This window comes from Tannerella forsythia (assembly GCF_001006485.1).
Classification (GTDB): Bacteria; Bacteroidota; Bacteroidia; order Bacteroidales; family Tannerellaceae; genus Tannerella; species Tannerella forsythia.
In genome coordinates this window covers 1-17,836 of sequence record NZ_JUET01000122.1, presented here as the reverse complement: position 1 = coordinate 17,836, position 17,836 = coordinate 1, and the positions used below count along the sequence as shown (strand labels likewise).

14 protein-coding genes are annotated in these 17,836 nt (G+C 47.3%); 9 read left to right on the top strand and 5 right to left on the bottom strand.

What is annotated here, in order from left to right; translation table 11 throughout:
• Positions 1 to 10: 10 nt before the first annotated feature.
• From Tanf_RS14490 to Tanf_RS11755, 7 genes are all read left to right on the top strand, one after another.
• Positions 11 to 693 (top strand): IS1 family transposase gene (locus Tanf_RS14490; protein ID WP_369057636.1). Its coding sequence is split into 2 segments (ribosomal slippage): positions 11 to 371 and positions 371 to 693, totalling 684 coding nucleotides; the frame shifts between segments, so codons are not numbered across the junction.
• 39 nt (positions 694 to 732) lie between these two features.
• On the top strand, positions 733 to 1,506 hold the full coding sequence (locus tag Tanf_RS11780; protein ID WP_236684441.1) for a hypothetical protein: 774 nt from the start codon (positions 733 to 735) through the stop codon (positions 1,504 to 1,506).
• A 17-nt stretch (positions 1,507 to 1,523) separates the two neighbouring features.
• On the top strand, positions 1,524 to 3,107 hold the full coding sequence (locus tag Tanf_RS11775; protein ID WP_052449107.1) for an O-antigen ligase family protein: 1,584 nt from the start codon (positions 1,524 to 1,526) through the stop codon (positions 3,105 to 3,107).
• A gap of 45 nt (positions 3,108 to 3,152) precedes the next feature.
• On the top strand, positions 3,153 to 5,249 hold the full coding sequence (gene dnaG, locus Tanf_RS11770) for a DNA primase (RefSeq protein ID WP_046826013.1): 2,097 nt from the start codon (positions 3,153 to 3,155) through the stop codon (positions 5,247 to 5,249).
• A gap of 5 nt (positions 5,250 to 5,254) precedes the next feature.
• Positions 5,255 to 6,178 carry an ABC transporter ATP-binding protein gene (locus tag Tanf_RS11765; protein WP_046826012.1) on the top strand — a complete coding sequence of 308 codons (924 nt, stop codon included), beginning with the start codon at positions 5,255 to 5,257 and terminating at the stop codon, positions 6,176 to 6,178.
• A complete protein-coding gene (locus Tanf_RS11760) occupies positions 6,175 to 7,461 on the top strand; it encodes an ABC transporter permease (protein WP_014226167.1) in 1,287 nt (428 codons plus the stop codon). Before Tanf_RS11765 ends, Tanf_RS11760 begins: the two co-directional genes overlap by 4 nt.
• Before the next feature lie 58 nt (positions 7,462 to 7,519).
• The gene (locus Tanf_RS11755; RefSeq protein ID WP_046826011.1) at positions 7,520 to 8,800 is read left to right on the top strand and encodes an O-acetylhomoserine aminocarboxypropyltransferase/cysteine synthase family protein; all 1,281 of its coding nucleotides are present in this window, start codon (positions 7,520 to 7,522) and stop codon (positions 8,798 to 8,800) included.
• A 296-nt stretch (positions 8,801 to 9,096) separates the two neighbouring features.
• On the opposite strand, the gene Tanf_RS11750 is transcribed toward Tanf_RS11755, so the two are convergent.
• From Tanf_RS11750 to lpdA, 3 genes are all read right to left on the bottom strand, one after another.
• Positions 9,097 to 9,690, bottom strand: a complete 594-nt coding sequence (locus tag Tanf_RS11750) for a YqgE/AlgH family protein (RefSeq protein WP_014226165.1) — start codon at positions 9,688 to 9,690, stop codon at positions 9,097 to 9,099.
• Between the two features lie 115 nt (positions 9,691 to 9,805).
• A complete protein-coding gene (locus Tanf_RS11745; protein ID WP_046826010.1) occupies positions 9,806 to 11,119 on the bottom strand; it encodes an aminotransferase class I/II-fold pyridoxal phosphate-dependent enzyme in 1,314 nt (437 codons plus the stop codon).
• Positions 11,120 to 11,121: 2 nt separating this feature from the next.
• Positions 11,122 to 12,480, bottom strand: a complete 1,359-nt coding sequence (gene lpdA, locus Tanf_RS11740) for a dihydrolipoyl dehydrogenase (RefSeq protein ID WP_046826009.1) — start codon at positions 12,478 to 12,480, stop codon at positions 11,122 to 11,124.
• A gap of 309 nt (positions 12,481 to 12,789) precedes the next feature.
• On the opposite strand from lpdA, the gene Tanf_RS11730 reads away from it, so the two are divergent.
• Positions 12,790 to 13,995 (top strand): pyridoxal phosphate-dependent aminotransferase, encoded by a 1,206-nt coding sequence (locus Tanf_RS11730; protein WP_046826007.1) that lies wholly within the window; start codon positions 12,790 to 12,792, stop codon positions 13,993 to 13,995.
• Between the two features lie 56 nt (positions 13,996 to 14,051).
• A complete protein-coding gene (locus tag Tanf_RS11725) occupies positions 14,052 to 15,302 on the top strand; it encodes an ABC transporter permease (RefSeq protein ID WP_046826006.1) in 1,251 nt (416 codons plus the stop codon).
• Between the two features lie 139 nt (positions 15,303 to 15,441).
• Here Tanf_RS11725 and folD read toward each other — a convergent pair whose 3' ends face one another.
• Together folD and ffh are read right to left on the bottom strand one after the other, a co-directional pair.
• Complete coding sequence (gene folD, locus Tanf_RS11720; RefSeq protein ID WP_046826005.1) at positions 15,442 to 16,350, bottom strand: bifunctional methylenetetrahydrofolate dehydrogenase/methenyltetrahydrofolate cyclohydrolase FolD; 909 nt, start codon at positions 16,348 to 16,350, stop codon at positions 15,442 to 15,444.
• 12 nt (positions 16,351 to 16,362) lie between these two features.
• A complete protein-coding gene (gene ffh / locus Tanf_RS11715) occupies positions 16,363 to 17,691 on the bottom strand; it encodes a signal recognition particle protein (protein WP_046826004.1) in 1,329 nt (442 codons plus the stop codon).
• Between the last annotated feature and the right edge of the window lie 145 nt (positions 17,692 to 17,836).

The window sequence follows — 17,836 nt, the reverse complement described above, 5'->3', positions numbered from 1 at the left end:
GTAAAAAACTATGGATTGTCCAAGATGTGGAAGCATAAATCATCGTAAAGATGGCATTGTCGGTGGTCGTCAGCGCCATTATTGTAAAGATTGTCATTATCGTTATACTGTTCAACAGAAATCTAATACAAAATCAGCTGCTACTCGTAGATTAGCTTTGGAGATGTACTTGGAGGGCTTAGGTTTTAGAGCAATCGGACGCATATTGAAAATAAGTCATACAATTGTTTACTATTGGGTAAAAGAATGGGGTGAAAGGGTGGCTTTACCACAAAAAGAGGAACCTGTTTCAGTTGTTGAATTAGATGAGATGCACACATATATAGGTTCAAAAAAAACTACTGTTGGGTATGGATTGCTGTTGATCGATTTGGAAAACGATTTATCTCTTTTGTCTGTGGGGACAGAAGCACAGATACAGGGATGAAGCTTTGGAAGAAGATAAAAAACATTCCTGCATCTGTGTATTATTCTGACTATTGGAAGAGCTATAAGGAATTTCTTCCTAATGTAAAACACATTCAAACGAAGGCAGAAACTTATACAGTCGAAGGTTATAATAGCAGAATAAGGCATTATTTAGCAAGGTTCAAACGAAAAGGGAAGTGTTATAGTAAGGCAAAACATATGATAGAAAAATCCCTAAAATTACTTTTTCTAAAACTAAACAACGAGCTAGCTATATGTGTTTAACAATACCCCCATAATATATATAAAGCCATGAATAATTACATGAAGATGATATTTTGTGCATTTTTTTTCTCCATGAATCTATCTGCCCAAGTAACGAATTGGTATGAGAAAAATCTTTCGGCTTATACCGAATTTTTGAAGAAAGGGTTCGGTATTGAGACCAAAACTCCGGATGGTTTTACTGATCTTAATCAGTATTATGTCGGATGGATGGCTCATTATAATCGTTCAGGAGGAAGTGGTAATATTTATGGTCCGATGTTTAACTCTCTGGAGAAAGACTGTATAATAATGTATTTGGCACGTCCGATGTATTCCTCTAAGGAAGATATCGAAAGAGCTAAAATATGTTTTTTGATGGAGCGGGTAGGGAACAGAGATACGACAACTTCCGAACCTAAGTTCGAAGATAATAACAGCATGTATCCTCGCGCTCAAATTATGGCAGAACTGCGAAACGCCTTGGGATTGTTTATAAGTCCTGTCAGTCGGAATGATGACACGACCCGGGTTGATTTCGATGACTACGTGACGATCATTTCGGGCAAGCGTGCACGCGATATGTTTAATGCCGATTCCGTTTATCTCTATGATTTACCTCATGCCGATTCCGTTTATTTTACGGAAGAATCATTGGAAAAGATGCGGAAGGGAAAATATCCGTATTGTTCAAGCATGTTTATCTATAAGAGAAATCGTGCAACGATGGATGTCAAGTTTTTCTTTACGGAAGAAGGAAAGAAGAAGCAAGACGAGTATATCCGGTTGATGGGCAAACATATCTGGTATGACGAACGTTTTAAGCAGGAGTAAATACTGAGGTCTCTAATATGAAAGTCAAAGCAGGAATATTGTTTATTTTTCTCGGAAGTGTATTTCTCACTTCCGAGAAATTTGTCGATACCCTAGAATCCATCAAATTCTATTTTACAGTGTTGACTGTGTTGACCGGAATCTTTTTTCTTTTTTTTCAAAGTTCCGGCATAAAGTCCGGAATACGAAAGATGTTTTCTGTCAATGTGATAAAAGGATTATATCTTATAGGTCTCATACAGGCTGTTTACGGCATTTTGCAATACATCGAAATATATCCATCTCATCACAAAGCGTTTGCCGTTACGGGAAGTTTTGAAAACCCTGCTGGATTTGCTGCGATATTGTCGTTGCTTTTCCCGATAGGAATATATTGGTGTATCCGGTCCAAACGATGGGAACAGCGTATCGTGTTTTTTTCTGCAGGACTGATTTTCTTTTCAATGATTCTGACAGGTTCTCGAACGGGATTGTTGGCTGCTGTTATTTCTCTTGTTCTCATTCTCTGTTTGGAATATCAGGTGTTTGCCAAAATTCGCATCGGATGGTATTTTTATGTCACAATGACCGTTGTTGTTCTATTTCTTACGATAGGTGTTTTCTTTTTATATCAATGGAAGCAAGATTCTGTTAATGGAAGGCTGCTTGTTTGGAAAGTATCCGCTGAAATGATAAAGGACAAACCTATATTAGGTTTCGGTCACAAAGGGTTTCAGGCAAATTATATGGACTATCAGTCTCGATATTTTGAACGAAATCCGCAATCAAAACTCGGACAATTAGCAGATAATGTGAAGCACCCTTTCAATGAATTTATTAAAATCACTGTAGATTATGGGATTGTCGGATTGTTGTCTATTTTGTTGTTGCTGATTTTCATCTTTCTAAAGTTATATAATAAAGTACATTCGTTAAAACCTGTCTTATTGGGGAGTTATATCTCATTTATTATCTTATGTTGCTTTTCCTACCCTTTGCAGTATGTGTCGGTATGGATATTACTCGGATATTTTATTCTGTCGTTATTTTGTGAACAACTACCTGATAAAAGGCTTTCTCCGTTAATATATTTCCCGATTATGGCTGGATGTTTGTGGCTTTTTGCTTTTTTTTTCAAAAGAATGAATCATGAGATGGAATGGAAGAATATTGCTGTAAAATCTTTGCAGGGACAAACTCGACAAATGCTACGAAATTATGGAGAACTTTATCAGGATATGAAATGGAACGAATACTTTCTGTATAATTATGGAGCTGAACTTCATTTTGCCGGACAATATAGGCAAAGCATGGCTGTATTTCACGAATGTCAGAAAAAGTACAATGATTATGATTTGCAAATGTTATTGGCTGATAATCATTACCATCTTGGAGATACGGTAAAAGCTCTCCAAATCTATCAGTATGCGGGAAATATGATTCCATGCAGATTTTTACCTCTGTATCACCGGATGGAGATTTATAAAGAGAATAGAAACACAAGTAAGGCTATGGAAATGGCGCAAAAAATAGTTCAAAAGCCGATAAAAATGAGATCGGCAACTGTCAATTTCATTATCGAAAAGGCCCGAGATTATCTCAATGAGCAAGAAATAAAATGAATCCAATAATTTTTTTACCTTTGTTTCCGAAAAAAAAGAAGGCGGGTGATTGATGCGATAACACGGGAGCGGATTTTGGAAGCGGCAAACATTGTGGATGTTGTGTCGGAGTTTGTCACGCTGCGCAAGCGCGGGGTGAACTTCGTCGGTCTGTGTCCGTTTCATACCGATAAAACGCCTTCGTTCTATGTTTCGCCGGCCAAGAATATTTGCAAATGCTTTGCGTGCGGCGAGGGCGGATCGCCTGTCTATTTCATCATGAAACATGAGCAACTGAGCTATCAGGATGCGTTGCGTTTTCTGGCCAGAAAGTATCATATCGAGGTGCGGGAACGTGAGTTGACCGACGAGGAAAAGCGTTCGCAGAGCGACCGTGAGAGCATGTTTGTCCTCAACAGTTGGGCGCAGAAACATTTTACTTCGCGGCTGCTCGACCATGAAGAGGGACGTGTTGCAGGACTGTCTTATTTTGTACAGCGCGGGTTTCGCGACGAGACGATCCGCAAGTTTCAACTCGGATACAGCCTCGAGAAGCGCGACGACCTCTATCAGTCGGCCATCGGCAAAGGCTATCGCAGGGAATACCTTGAGAAAACCGGCCTTGTTACGTTTTACGACGATGGGGGCGGGAGCGACCGGTTTCGCGGACGCGTGATCTTTCCTATTCATACGCTTAGCGGCAAGGTGGTGGGATTCGGCGGGCGTGTTCTTGATCAGACAAAGAAGACGGCCAAGTATCTCAACTCGCCCGAGAGTGAGATTTATCATAAGAGTAACGAACTGTACGGCCTGTATTTTGCGAAGCAGGCGATTGCAAAGGCCGACAAATGTTTCCTTGTCGAAGGATATACCGACGTGATCTCCATGCATCAGTCGGGCATCGAGAATGTCGTCGCCTCGTCGGGGACGGCGCTCACGCAACGCCAGATTCATCTGATTCACCGGATGACGAACAACATCACGGTGCTTTACGACGGCGACGCGGCCGGTATCAAGGCCGCCATTCGAGGGATCGACCTGCTGCTCGAAGAGGGTATGAACGTGAAAGTGTTGCTGCTGCCCGACGGCGAGGACCCGGATTCGTTCGCGCGTTCGCGCAATGCGTTTGAATTTTCGGTGTATATTCAGGAGCATGAGACGGATTTTATCCGCTTCAAGACGCAACTGCTGCTCGATGAGGCGGGGAATGATCCGCTTAAACGCGCATCCCTGATCTCGGATATCTTGCATTCCATCGCGGTGATACCGGATAATATCATCCGTTCCGTTTACCTCAAAGAGTGTAGCCATCTGTTGGAGATCAAAGAGCCGGTGCTGCTGGCCGAACTGAATAAAATACGCGCCCAGCGACGGCGCGCGCCGTCGCTTTATCGTGCGCCGTTTCCGCCGCCGCCCGTCGATCCGTCATCGGCTCGTTCCGCCTCATCGGAAGGGGAAGAGCCGCCGTCGCCCGCGCCCGCTTCGGAGGGCGAGCATGCCCCGGAAACGGATTCCGTAAAGCAGTCCGTTGCGCCGACGCCACAAAAACGCACGCCTCCTGCGCCTTACCAAGCCATCGAGGAGGCGCTGCTCCGCTACGTCGTCTCGCAAGGCGAGTTGGTGCTGTATGATTATACGGATGAGGCGAGTGGCGAGCGCGTCGTCATCCGTGTAGCCGAATACATCAGCGAAGAATTGCAGAAAGATCACCTTGTTTTTTCTACGCCTCTCTTTTGCAGGATGCTTGAAGAGGCGGTCGATCAGTGTCGTTATCCCGGATTTAAGGCGGAGAGCTATTTCTCGTCTCACCCCGATCCGGCTGTTTCGTATGTGGCTACGAATCTTGCGGGCAGCATCTATCAGATCGGTTTCGGGAACGAAACGCCTGAAGAAACGGCAACGGAACCGACCGAAGAAGAACGCGAAGAAATGAACCGTCGGCAGATGAAAATGCGAGAAAGAGCGATCGTGCGCGACCTGTTCGCCCTCAAAGGCGCTCACCTGTTACAGCAGATTGCGGGCATCAATAAAAAAATCAAGGAATTGCAGGCCGAAGGACGTATCGACGAAGCGATCGAGCAGATGAAGGAACAAAAACGGCTGAACGAGATCAAGCTGGCACTGAGCAAAGAATTGGGAGAACGAATCATACTGAAAATGTAGTTTATATGTATTTTATAGAAGCGGAACATATCGTCAAACAATATGCGAATCATCGTGCGCTCGACGATGTCAGCATCCGGGTGCCGGAGGGGAAGATCTTCGGGTTGTTAGGTCCGAACGGTGCCGGTAAAACAACGCTGATCCGGATCATTAATCGTATCACTGCCCCGGATAGCGGGCTGGTGCGTTTCGACGGAAGGCCTTCGACATACGAGGATATCTATCGGATCGGGTACTTGCCCGAAGAACGCGGACTGTATAAGAAAATGAAGGTGGGTGAGCAGGCCGTTTATTTTGCCCGTCTCAAAGGGTTGAGCAGCCGCGACGCGAACAGGCGACTGACCGCATGGTTCGAGAAATTCGACATCATGCCGTGGTGGAACCGTAAACTCGAAGAGCTCTCGAAAGGGATGCAGCAGAAGGTGCAGTTTATCATCACGGTTGTGCACGAACCGGCCTTGCTGATCTTCGACGAGCCGTTCAGCGGTTTTGACCCCGTCAATGCCGAACGGCTGAAGCAGGAGATGCTGCAACTGAAAGAGGAGGGGAGGACGCTGATTTTCTCGACGCATAACATGCCGTCGGTCGAAGAGATATGCGACGAGATTGCGCTGATCGACCGTTCGCATGTCGTCCTCTCGGGTGATATTCACGAAGTGCGCGAGCGTTTCAAGGAGAATATTTTCCGCATAGCCGTTGCCGGCGGGCGGCCCCTCGCGTCTGTACCGGGATTGTTCACCGTGCTTTCCGAGAAGATCATGCACGGACATACCGAGGTGCACATCCGGAAGGCCGAAGGCGTCGGTAACTCATCGCTGCTGGCTGCCTTGGCGCAACAGCATGACATACATTCGTTCAACGAGGTGCTGCCGTCGATGAATGATATTTTTATCCGTACCGTCACACAACACACATCGCAACCGTCATGAATAGCATAGGATTAATTATCAAACGGGAATACATTCGTCGGGTCAGAAAAAAATCGTTCGTCCTGCTGACGCTTCTGACCCCTTTACTGATGATCGCACTGATTTTCGTACCGCTCTGGCTGTCGTCCATCAAGAGCAGCGAGATATTTCATGTGTCTGTCATCGACGATACGGGCAAATATGTGTCGTTGTTCAAAGAGATCGACAATTACCGCTTTTTCGACGGAAAAGTATCTGCACCGGCATCGTCGCCGGAGATGAAGGAGGTGTTTGCTACGCTCACGATTACCGACGATCTGTTGGAACATCCTCAGGCGGCCGCTCTTTATTCGCACAAGCAGATACCCGAATCTTTGTCGCGCATCGTGAATGAAACGTTGCGCAAACAAATCGAGAGCGATAAAATCGCGTCGTATCAAATACCGGGGCTGGAAGAAATCATTCGCGAGAGTCAGATACGGTTTCAGGTGCAAACCATCAAACTGAGTGACGACGGCCGCGAGAGCCAGTCGTCTGTTTCGTTGGCTTATGCCATCGGCATCCTTTTCACAATAACGGTCTATACATTTATTATTATGTACGGTTCGATGGTGCTGCAGGGCGTTTCGGAAGAAAAGACGAACCGCATCGTGGAGATCATGGTATCGTCCGTCCGTCCGTTCGATCTTATGATGGGTAAAATCATCGGTATCGGTCTTGTCGGACTGACCCAACTTTTTCTCTGGACGATTCTTACAATAGTCGGTGTCACGTTGATCGGCCTCTTCTTCGGTGCAGGAGCCGACGCCGCCGCGGCGATGCAGCAGGGAGGCACGGCTGCTGCCGGCGAGATGGGCGAGTGGATGGCTAAACTGCAATCGTTCAACTTCACCGAAATCTTGCTTTTCTTTGTCATATATTTCTTCGGAGGGTATCTGCTGTATGCCTCGCTCTTTGCGGCCATCGGTTCCGTAATTGATCATCCCGAAGATTCTCAGCAGTTCATGACACCTGTCATCATGATCCTTGCCTTTGCTTTGTATGCCGGTATTTACAGCATCGAGAACCCCGACGGCCCGCTGGCTTTCTGGTGCTCCATGATCCCGTTCACATCGCCGGTGGTTATGATGATGCGCATCCCTTATGAAACGCCACTCTGGCAAATGCTGCTTTCTGTTTCTTTGCTGTTTGCCTCCGCCATCGGTCTGACGTGGTTCTCGGCCAAGATCTATCGTATCGGTATTCTGATGTACGGCAAGAAACCGAACCTGAAAGAAATTATTCGATGGATATCGTTTAAATAGTCTGATGTATCTGAATTTTCTATCTTTGCCCCTCGAATAACAAACAATCAAAGTAAAGATGAAGAAACAAAAACAAGGTACGGTCTGTGTGCAGGGAGGCTGGCAGCCTAAAAACGGCGAACCTCGTGTATTGCCGATCTATCAAAGTACGACATTCAAATATGAAACGAGTGATGAGATGGGCAAACTGTTCGATCTCGAGGCTTCCGGATTTTTTTATACCCGTCTGCAAAATCCGACGAACGAAAGTGTAGCTGCCAAAATCGCTTCGCTTGAAGGCGGTATGGCCGCCATGCTTACTTCGTCCGGACAGGCGGCAGTGTTTTATGCGCTGTTCAATATCTGTGAAACGGGCGGCCATCTTATTTGTACCTCCAAGATTTACGGGGGAACATTCAACCTGCTCGGCGTGACAATGAAAAAGATGGGGGTCGATGTGACATTTATCGATCAGGAGACGACGGACGAAGAGATTGAAAAAGCGTTCCGTCCGAATACGAAAGCCGTTTTTGGCGAGACGCTGGCTAACCCGGCCGGAGCGGTGCTCGACATCGAGCGATTTGCACGTATGGCACATAGCCACGGAGTGCCGCTGGTTGTCGATAATACGCTCGCCACACCCATCAGCTGCCGCCCTATCGAATGGGGAGCGGATATCGTCGTCCACTCGACAACGAAATATATGGACGGTCATGCAACAGCTGTCGGGGGGGCCATCATCGACAGTGGAAATTTCGACTGGAGCGCTCACAAAGACCAATTTCCCGGCCTGACCACGCCCGATCCTTCGTATCACGGCATTGTTTATACGGAAAAATTCGGAAAAACAGCTTATCTCGTCAAAGCAACGGTACAGTTGATGCGCGACTTCGGATCAACCGCTTCGCCGATGAATGCTTTCCTGCTGAATATTGGCCTCGAAACGCTTCACTTGCGTATACCTCGCCATTGCTCGAACGCACAAGCCGTAGCCGAATACCTCGCCGGACATCCGAAAGTGGCATGGGTGAATTACTGCGGACTGCCCGAAAATAAATATCATACGCTGGCTCGCAAATATCTGCCCGAAGGATCATGCGGGATGCTTACGTTGGGTCTCAAGGGTGGACGTGATCATGCAATCCGTTTCATGGATGCTCTTCGGCTCGTATCCATCGTAACCCATGTAGCCGATGTGCGTTCGTGCGTGCTGCATCCTGCCAGCCATACGCATCGTCAGCTTAGCGACGAGCAGTTGGTTGCCGCAGGGGTAGCTCCCGATCTGATACGTTTCTCGGTCGGAATCGAAGATATCGACGATATCCTCGCCGATGTGCAACAAGCACTGGAAAAGGCATAGGTTCTCTGCTTCGGGAATGTGAAATAAATCGGACTTTCAGCCCTTGTAAGCCCCTCGTTCGTTTAGTTGTTGATTGGTTTAGTTGTTGATTTGTTTAGTTGTTGATTTGTTGGCTGAACGCTAAGGGCTGACTAACTCTTCTAAGCCTTGAAAGGGTGTGTTCATTCAGCCCAATGCGAAGCGTTGGAAGAAAAAAAATCACTCCCCCCTCACAGGGCTGTAAGCCTGACGTAATAATTGTTAATGGTTTATTGTTATCGTAGTTTACGCCGAACGGCGTATCGCGTAATTTGCCATCAATTCATCTCTGGGTTTTTGGGGTAGTTGATCCACGTTTCATACGGGCGACCGAGAAGCTCGACGGAACGCGTCCAGAACGAATCGTCATGCGCAAGCATCAGGCTGCGGTCGGATGAATGGCTGACTAACCATGAATCGCGTACAATTTCACCGTCTAATTGGTTTTTAGTCCAACCGGAGTAACCTAAAAAGAATTTTATACGCTCGTTGAAAGGGTTACCACTAAGCATGTAACGCTTTAACGCCTCGAAATCGCCGTCAAAATATAGATTCTCTTCGATCTTCACGCTGTCCGGAATAACCGGGCCGAGCGAATGGATAAAAAATAATCGATTCGAACTGACAGGCCCGCCAAGATAAATAGGAAGAATCGGAAACTTTTTCAGCTCCGGAAAAAAATCATTTACAATCAGGCCGGTCGGTTTATTTACCACGAATCCCATCGAACCGTTGTGATCGTGTTCGACTAGTAAGACTACGGAACGCTGGAAATAAGCGTCCTGCAAGAACGGCTCGGAAATCAGAATTTTTCCTTTTTCCGGTCGCAAGTCGTTATGCTTGATTTTGAAGATGTCTTTATATTGAGCCATTGTTACAATTACGAATAATCCTCAATTTCGGTGGGCAATATAAGATGTATTTTTAAGAAGAACAAGAAAAAAAGAGATTTTTTGTTGTTAAAAAAGAATAACAGATTGCGTGTTGTTACGCCGTATGATTTTCATCGAATATTTTTAACCGTTCTTCAAGTAACTCATATTGATGTGGCTTGATAAAAGAGGTACATGCCCGTAATCCTTCCTGCCGACTTCCCGTAGTTGCGAGCGAAATAGCGCTGATACCGTAACAAATGAACTCTTCCATCAGTTGACTTCCGGTCATGCCCGGATAACCGATCGTAAAATAGAATCCATCGGCGACAGGCTCGTCCAGATCATGATCGTACACGATTTTGAAACCGTAACGGGTGAAAATCCGTTTAAGTTTGGCAGCCCGTCGTCCGTACTCTTTGACTTCGTTGACAAAGTTGAACGTGCCGTCCGATGCGGCTTTCAACATTGCGGCGAGCGCGTATTGCGCCGAGTGGCTGGTTCCCGAAGAAAGCGCGTAGAGCACGCGATGGATATAGACCGTTCCGAATGTTCCGCTCCCGTACCGTTGGGTCAGTCCCTCATAAGTCCGATGATATAGTTTGTCGGAGATTGCCGTTACTCCAATGCGCTGTCCTGCGTAACTGAACGCTTTCGATCCGGAGATTTGCAGCATGTAATGGTCGGTATAGTGAGCGACACTGGGCTGGAAAGGCGGTTGGAACGGTGTGCCGAGGTCTTTGCGGAAATCCATGGCAAAATAGGCAAGGTCTTCGATGACAATCACATCGTATTTCGTTGCTATTTGGCCGATCGTATTCAGTTCGTTATCCGTCAGACAGAACCATGCCGGGTTGTTCGGGTTTGAATAGACGAAAGCTGCAATATTTCCTTGCGACAAGTATTTTTCCAATATTTCCGCGAGTTTCTCTCCCCGATGTTCGTAAACATCGAATGAGGCATACCGATAGCCCATGACTGCGATCTGCTGTTTTTGAACGGGGAAGCCCGGATCGATGAACAGGATCGTGTCTTTTGTAGGGTTGCACTGTCCGCACGTAAGGAAAGAGGCGAACGTGCCCTGCATGGAGCCGGTCACCGGTACGCATCCTTCGGGAGAGAGATCGATATCGATAAAAGCTTTGATAAAGCGAGAGGTTTCCTCTTTGAGCGCTTTCAGTCCGTTGATATCGGGGTAGATAGCGGCAATGCCTTTTTGTAAGGCTTCGATTTCGGCGTCTGTGCCGACTTGTGCCGGCCGTAATCCCGGAACACCCATCTCCATGTGAATAAATTCGATGCCGGTTTCCTGCTCCAGTTGGTTGGAGATGGCTACTACTTCACGGATGGTCGCCTTACCGAAATCCTGTAATTGATAACGGTCAATCACACGTTGTGCGGTATCGTAGTTTATCGGTGTATTTTTCATGGTTACTTTATTGTAAATAATGTTTCTTTGAATATCTCCGATACGGTGGGGTGGGGGAATACGACTTTTTGAAGTGCCTCAACCGTCATTCCCTGCTCGATGGCCATGCATGCACCATGAATCATTTCACTGCAAGGATTGCCCAATAGATGAACGCCCAGTATCTTCCGCTGAGGGCTGAAAAGCACTTTGCAGAGTCCGGTCGCTCCTTCATTTTCTGCCACAAAACGACCGGAATAAGTCATCGGGAGCTTGGCAACCCCGTATTCGATGCCTTTATGTCGGGCTTGTTCTTCGGTCAGACCGACCGTCGCGACTTCAGGATTGGTGTAGACGATACCGGGAATAGCGTGATAACGCATCTCATCTTCCAGTCCGGTGAGGTTGTTGACCACCACTTCGCCTTCGCGACTGGCTGTGTGGGCCAACATCGAGAACCCTGTGATATCGCCGGCTGCGTAGACATTCGGTACGTTTGTCCGCATCTTGGCATCGACTTTGACAGCTCCGCGCTCTGTTTCTACGCCTAACGTCTCCAGTCCGAACCCTGTCGTGACAGCCCGTCGGCCGACGCTCATCAGAATCTTCTCTCCTGTAACGGATCCCTGCGCACCTTCGGAATCCATAAAAATCACTTCGTTGTCTCTGATCTCTGTTACCTTGCACGAGAGGTGGAAGCGAATACCTTTTTTCGTATAGATGTCACGCAACATCGCACTGATCTCACTGTCTAATCCGCCCAGTATCTCGGGTAGCATCTCGATAACCGTAACCTCGGAACCGAGGCTGTTGTACAGGCTTGCAAACTCCATGCCGATCACACCGCCTCCGATGATGACGAGCGAGGAGGGTTGCTCTTTCATAGCCAGAATCTCGCGGTTTGTTACGACGCGGTCTCCGGCTTCTTCGACTCCGGGGATAGGGGGGATAAAAGCCTCCGAGCCGGTGCACAGCAATAGATTTTTAGTTTGAAACGTTTCGTCGTTGCAATGAATCTCAATGGCTTCTTCCGTGCGTCCCTTGATGTGTGCTTCTCCTTTTACGACCTGTATGTTGTGCGCTTTCATCGTGGAATTGATGCCGGCCACCAGTTTACGTACCGTTTTGTTCTTGCGGGCAATGATTTTGCCGAAGTCGAATGTCGCATCCGGAGCATAGACGCCGTACTTGTCACCGTGCTTGGCATAATCGTACACCTTTGCACTGTAGAGTAATGTCTTTGTCGGAATACATCCTTCGTTCAGGCAGACACCGCCCAGATCTTTCTTTTCGAACAATGTTACGTCAAGTCCTCTCGCAGCTGCGCGTTCTGCGGCTACATATCCGGCCGGTCCGCCTCCGATAATCGCTAAATCTATCATGTTTTTACTGTTTTATTTTTTATTGTTAACATGCAAACGTAAGTAAAAAAAACGACTTTCCGTATAGAATACATTAAAAAAATCGGCATAATTTCGCGACCGGTTTGTATTTGTTCGAGAACTTGTTTGAGAACTAATGCAAGGTGGGGAGTATTTTCATAAGGATAAGTTCGTGATTCAATCAAGCGTTATGCTTGAAAAACGTTCATTACCGATAGCATGCTCCGGTTTTGATTTTTATGGACTGACAGATAAAAATCTCGGCTTTTTTATTTATGTTTGCATCGAACTTACAAAGAAAGAAAAGAAATGCCGGTAATATCACAACGCGGGATCAACATGCCCGAATCGCCGATACGGAAATTAGTTCCGTTAGCCAATGAAGCGAAAGCGAGAGGAATCAAAGTCTATCATCTCAACATCGGGCAGCCGGATATCCGAACACCGGAAGTAGGGCTTGATGCCATGCGTCATGTCAATCGTGAGGTCTTGGAATACAGTCCGAGCGAAGGGTTGCTCAGTTTTCGTAAAAAAATGGTGACCTATTATCACCGTTTCGGCATCATGGTCGATACGGATGATATTATCGTTACGGCGGGAGCATCGGAGGCTGTGAATTTCGCCTTTCTGGCTTGCCTGAATCCGGGCGATGAGTTGCTGATCCCCGAACCGGCGTATGCGAATTACATGTCGTTTGCCATATCGTGCGGCGTCGTGGTGAAGGCTGTACCTTCGTCGATCGAAGACGGGTTTGCTTTGCCGTCGATCGATAAGTTTGAAGAGATGATCACGCCTCGCACAAAAGCGGTTATGATCTGTAACCCGAACAATCCGACGGGCTATCTTTATACGGCAGAAGAGATGTGTCGTTTGAGCGAACTTGTCCGAAAATATAATATATTTCTGTTTGCGGACGAAGTATATCGTGAGTTTTGCTATACAGATGCGCCTTATGTGTCGTCTTTCCATCTTGAAGGGCTTGAGCAGCATGTGGTCATGCTTGATTCGGTGTCGAAGCGTTACAGTGAATGCGGTATTCGTGTCGGCGTCTTGGTTACGAAGAATGCGCAAGTGAAGAAGAGCGTGATGAAATGGTGTCAGGCACGGCTCAGCCCTCCGCTTCTCGGACAAATCGTTGCCGAAGCCTCTATCGATACGCCTGAGGAATATATGCGTGCCGTTTATGACGAATATTTGCAGCGGCGTAACTTTCTTGTTGAGGGTTTGAACCGTATACCGGGCTGTTATTCACCTCTTCCGATGGGGGCATTTTATACGGTGGCCAAACTTCCGATCGACGATGCCGACACGTTTTGCGCATGGTGTTTGAGCGATTTCGCTTATGAGAAACAAACAGTGATGATGGCTCCGGCTTCGGGCTTTTATGTGACACCCGGCTATGGACGAAACGAAGTGCGTATTGCCTATGTCTTAAAAAAAGAAGAACTGGCCAAGGCGCTTGATGTTTTGGCCCGTGCGTTGGATACGTACCGCCAAATATGGCGTGCGGTATAGGTTAGGAATGGAATATGAAGATATACAAAAAAGGGAATATATCGTTGGCGTGAAAGATGAATTTTGAACTGTTTATTGCTCGACGCATTCATTTCTCGAAAGAAAGAGGTGACAGCAGACGAGTCACCCCGCCGGCTGTGCGTATTGCTGTAGCCGGTATTGCATTGGGTGTGGCTATGATGATCCTCTCGGTGGCGATCGTGGTAGGGTTCAAGCAGGAAGTGCGTAATAAAATGGTCGGTTTCGGATCGCATATCCGGGTTTCTAACTTCGACAGCAATTCGTCGTATGAAACAGCGCCGATTTTTGTCGGTGACAGTTTGAAGTCTCTCCTGAGCGCTCTGTCGGGTATCCGCCATGTTGAGACATTCGCTACCAAACCGGGTATCCTTAAGACTGAAACGGATTTTCAAGGTATCGTTCTCAAGGGCGTCGATGTGGAATATGACTGGACATTTTTCGGGAAGCATCTGAAGGAAGGAGAGCTCTTCAGTATTGATACGGGAAAGGTGACGAACGATGTGCTGATCTCACAACAACTGGCCGATATGCTTCGCCTACGTTGCGGCGACTCGTTTCATGCCTACTTCGTGCAGGACGAGGTAAGGGCGCGTAAATTCCGTATCTGTGGCATCTACGATACCGGTTTTACGGATTACGATAAACTGTTTGTCTTGACCGATATCAAGCATATCCGTCGCCTGAACGGATGGGAGGCTGACGCTGTCAGTGGACTGGAATTGCAGGTCGATGATTACGACGATCTTGATGAGGTGGCTGCTGCTGTCGATGATCGGCTACTCAATCGTCGTGACCGTAAAGGGAATATTTTTTATGTTCGTTCTATCAAAGAACTGAATCCGATGATATTCAGTTGGCTTGATGTGCTTGACCTGAATGTTGCGGTGATCCTTGTACTGATGATGGCCGTATCGGGCTTTACGATGATTTCGGGGCTGCTGATCATCATCCTTGAACGTACCAACATGATCGGCATTCTGAAAGCGCTCGGTCAGCAAGACCGCAGCCTGCGGCGCGTTTTTCTGTATATCTCGGCTTTTCTGATCGGCAAAGGGATGCTCTGGGGAAATATCATCGGGTTGGCGCTCTGTTGGATACAATCCTTTTTCCGACCGCTGTCTCTTGATCCCTCCGTGTATTACCTTGATGCCGTTCCGATTCATCTGACACTGGGCTCATGGTTGCTGATTAATCTCGGAGCCTCCGTTGTTTCACTCTTGATGATGCTTGCTCCTTCGTACCTGATCACCAAGATCAGTCCGGCCAAGACGATCCGCTTCGAATAGCAAGGCAGGCTCGTATTTCTTTTTTCAAAAAACGGCCTGCCTCTTTCTCTTTCAGATGTCTGCCTTATGTGTTCCTGAAGAGCAGAATCTTTGTAATACTCTGTCTCAAGACAGTTTTTTTAGTCGATGAACGAAAAGACTATTTCTCTGCTGAAGAGAAAAGCGATTTCGTGCTTGCCAACAAGGTGTTGCGCATAAGCGAAATGATTGTCATCGGGCCTACTCCACCGGGAACAGGCGTAATATAGCTGCACTTCGGAGCTACTTCGTTGAAGGCCACATCGCCCATCAGGCGGTAACCGCTCTTGGTGACACTGCTCGGCACACGCGTGGTACCGACATCAATCACAACGGCTCCATCCTTGACCATATCTCCTTTCAGAAATTCGGGAACGCCCAGTGCGGCAATGATGATATCGGCACTCAGACACATCTCCTTCAGATTTTCAGAACGACTGTGGCAGACCGTCACCGTGCAATCGCCTGGATAGTCTTTCTGCATCATCAGCGTAGCCATCGGTTTGCCTACAATATTACTGCGCCCCAGAATTACGCAATGCTTCCCTTTGGTCGGGATTTCGTAGTGTCGCAGCAACTCGACAATTCCCGCAGGGGTAGCAGACTTGAAACAAGGCAGTCCAAGAGCCATCCGTCCGACATTGATCGGGTGGAAGCCATCCACATCCTTCCGGTAGTCAATTGCTTCGATCACCTTATGACTTGAAATGTGTTTCGGTAACGGAAGCTGTACGATAAAACCGTCCACATCGTCGTCTTCGTTCAGCTGTTGTACTTTACGGAGTAATTCTTCTTCGGTTATATCGGCTTCGCAACGAATCAGGGTCGACCGGAATCCGATAGCTTCGCAACTTTTTACTTTGTTCATCACATACGTCTCGCTACCCCCGTCGTGGCCGACTAATATGGCTGCAAGATGCGGGATTTTCCCTCCCGCCTGTTTGATGTTTGCTACTTCGGCAGCTAATTCTTTTTTGGCCTGGGCTGCCACGGCCTTGCCATCGATTAATTGATAAACCTGTTCTTCCATGACTTTTTATTTTTATCTGCGAAAAGGTGAACGCATCATCCGGCTGCCCGGCTTGACGGTCGTAATCATTCGCATCATCTTACGTGTTTCGTCAAATTGTTTGATCAGCTTGTTCACATCCTGTACCGACGTGCCGCTACCGGCAGCGATACGCTGTCTGCGCGAACCGTTCAGAATAGAAGGATTCGTTCGCTCTTGCGGAGTCATTGAATAGATAATGGCTTCAATGCCCTTGAATGCATTCTCATCGACGTCGATATTTTTTAGCGCCTTACCCACACCCGGAATCATGGATGCCAAATCCTTCAGGTTACCCATTTTCTTGATTTGTTGGATTTGTCCGAGGAAATCATTGAAGTCGAACTGATTCTTGGCAAGTTTCTTTTGAATTCGGCGTGCTTCCGCTTCGTCGTATTGCTCTTGTGCCCGCTCAACGAGCGAGACGACATCCCCCATACCGAGAATTCGGTCGGCCATTCGTTCGGGGTGAAACACATCAAGTGCGTCCATTTTTTCGCCGGTACCGATAAACTTAATCGGCTTGTCAACTACGGTGCGTATTGAAAGCGCTGCACCACCGCGTGTATCCCCGTCAAGCTTGGTAAGCACCACACCCGAAAAGTCCAGTCGGTCATTAAACTCCTTAGCCGTATTCACGGCATCCTGTCCGGTCATGGAGTCGACAACAAACAAAATTTCATTCGGCCGGATCGCTTTTTTGATCGCTGCAATCTCTGCCATCATCTGCTCGTCAATGGCCAGACGGCCGGCTGTATCGACAATGACTAAGTCACGCCCCGTCTTCTTTGCCTCTAAAATGGCGTGAAGCGCAATGTCGACCGGGTTCTTATTTTCTCGTTCCGAGTATACCGGTACACCTATCTGCTCACCTAAAACATACAACTGGTCGATGGCTGCAGGACGATATACGTCGCAGGCTACCAGTAATGGATTTTTCCCTCTTTTGCTCTTCAGCATATTGGCCAGCTTACCGGAGAAGGTCGTCTTACCCGAGCCTTGCAAACCGGCCATAAGGATCACCGAAGGCGACCCCGTCAGATTAAATTCCGCCGCAGTACCACCCATTAAGGTGGCCAGTTCATCATGGACGATTTTAACCATCAACTGGCCGGGTTTCAACGAGGTGAGTACATCCTGCCCCATCGCCTTTGCCTTCACTGTGTCGGTAAACTGTTTGGCTACTTTATAATTGACATCGGCATCCAACAAGGCCCGACGTACATCTTTCAGCGTTTCCGCCACATTTAACTCGGAAATTTTGCCTTCACCTTTCAACAGCTTAAACGAGCGTTCTAACCGGTCACTTAAATTTTCAAACATAGCTCTGATTTTTGCTCGCAAATTTAGATAAAATCCTCGAGATTTTACACCGGGCAGATAAAAACACAAGGCCGACGCTCTGTTTTCTGTCCCCTCCTCTGCGTGTTCTTAGCCACAATTTTACTATCTTGGAGGAAAAAAATTT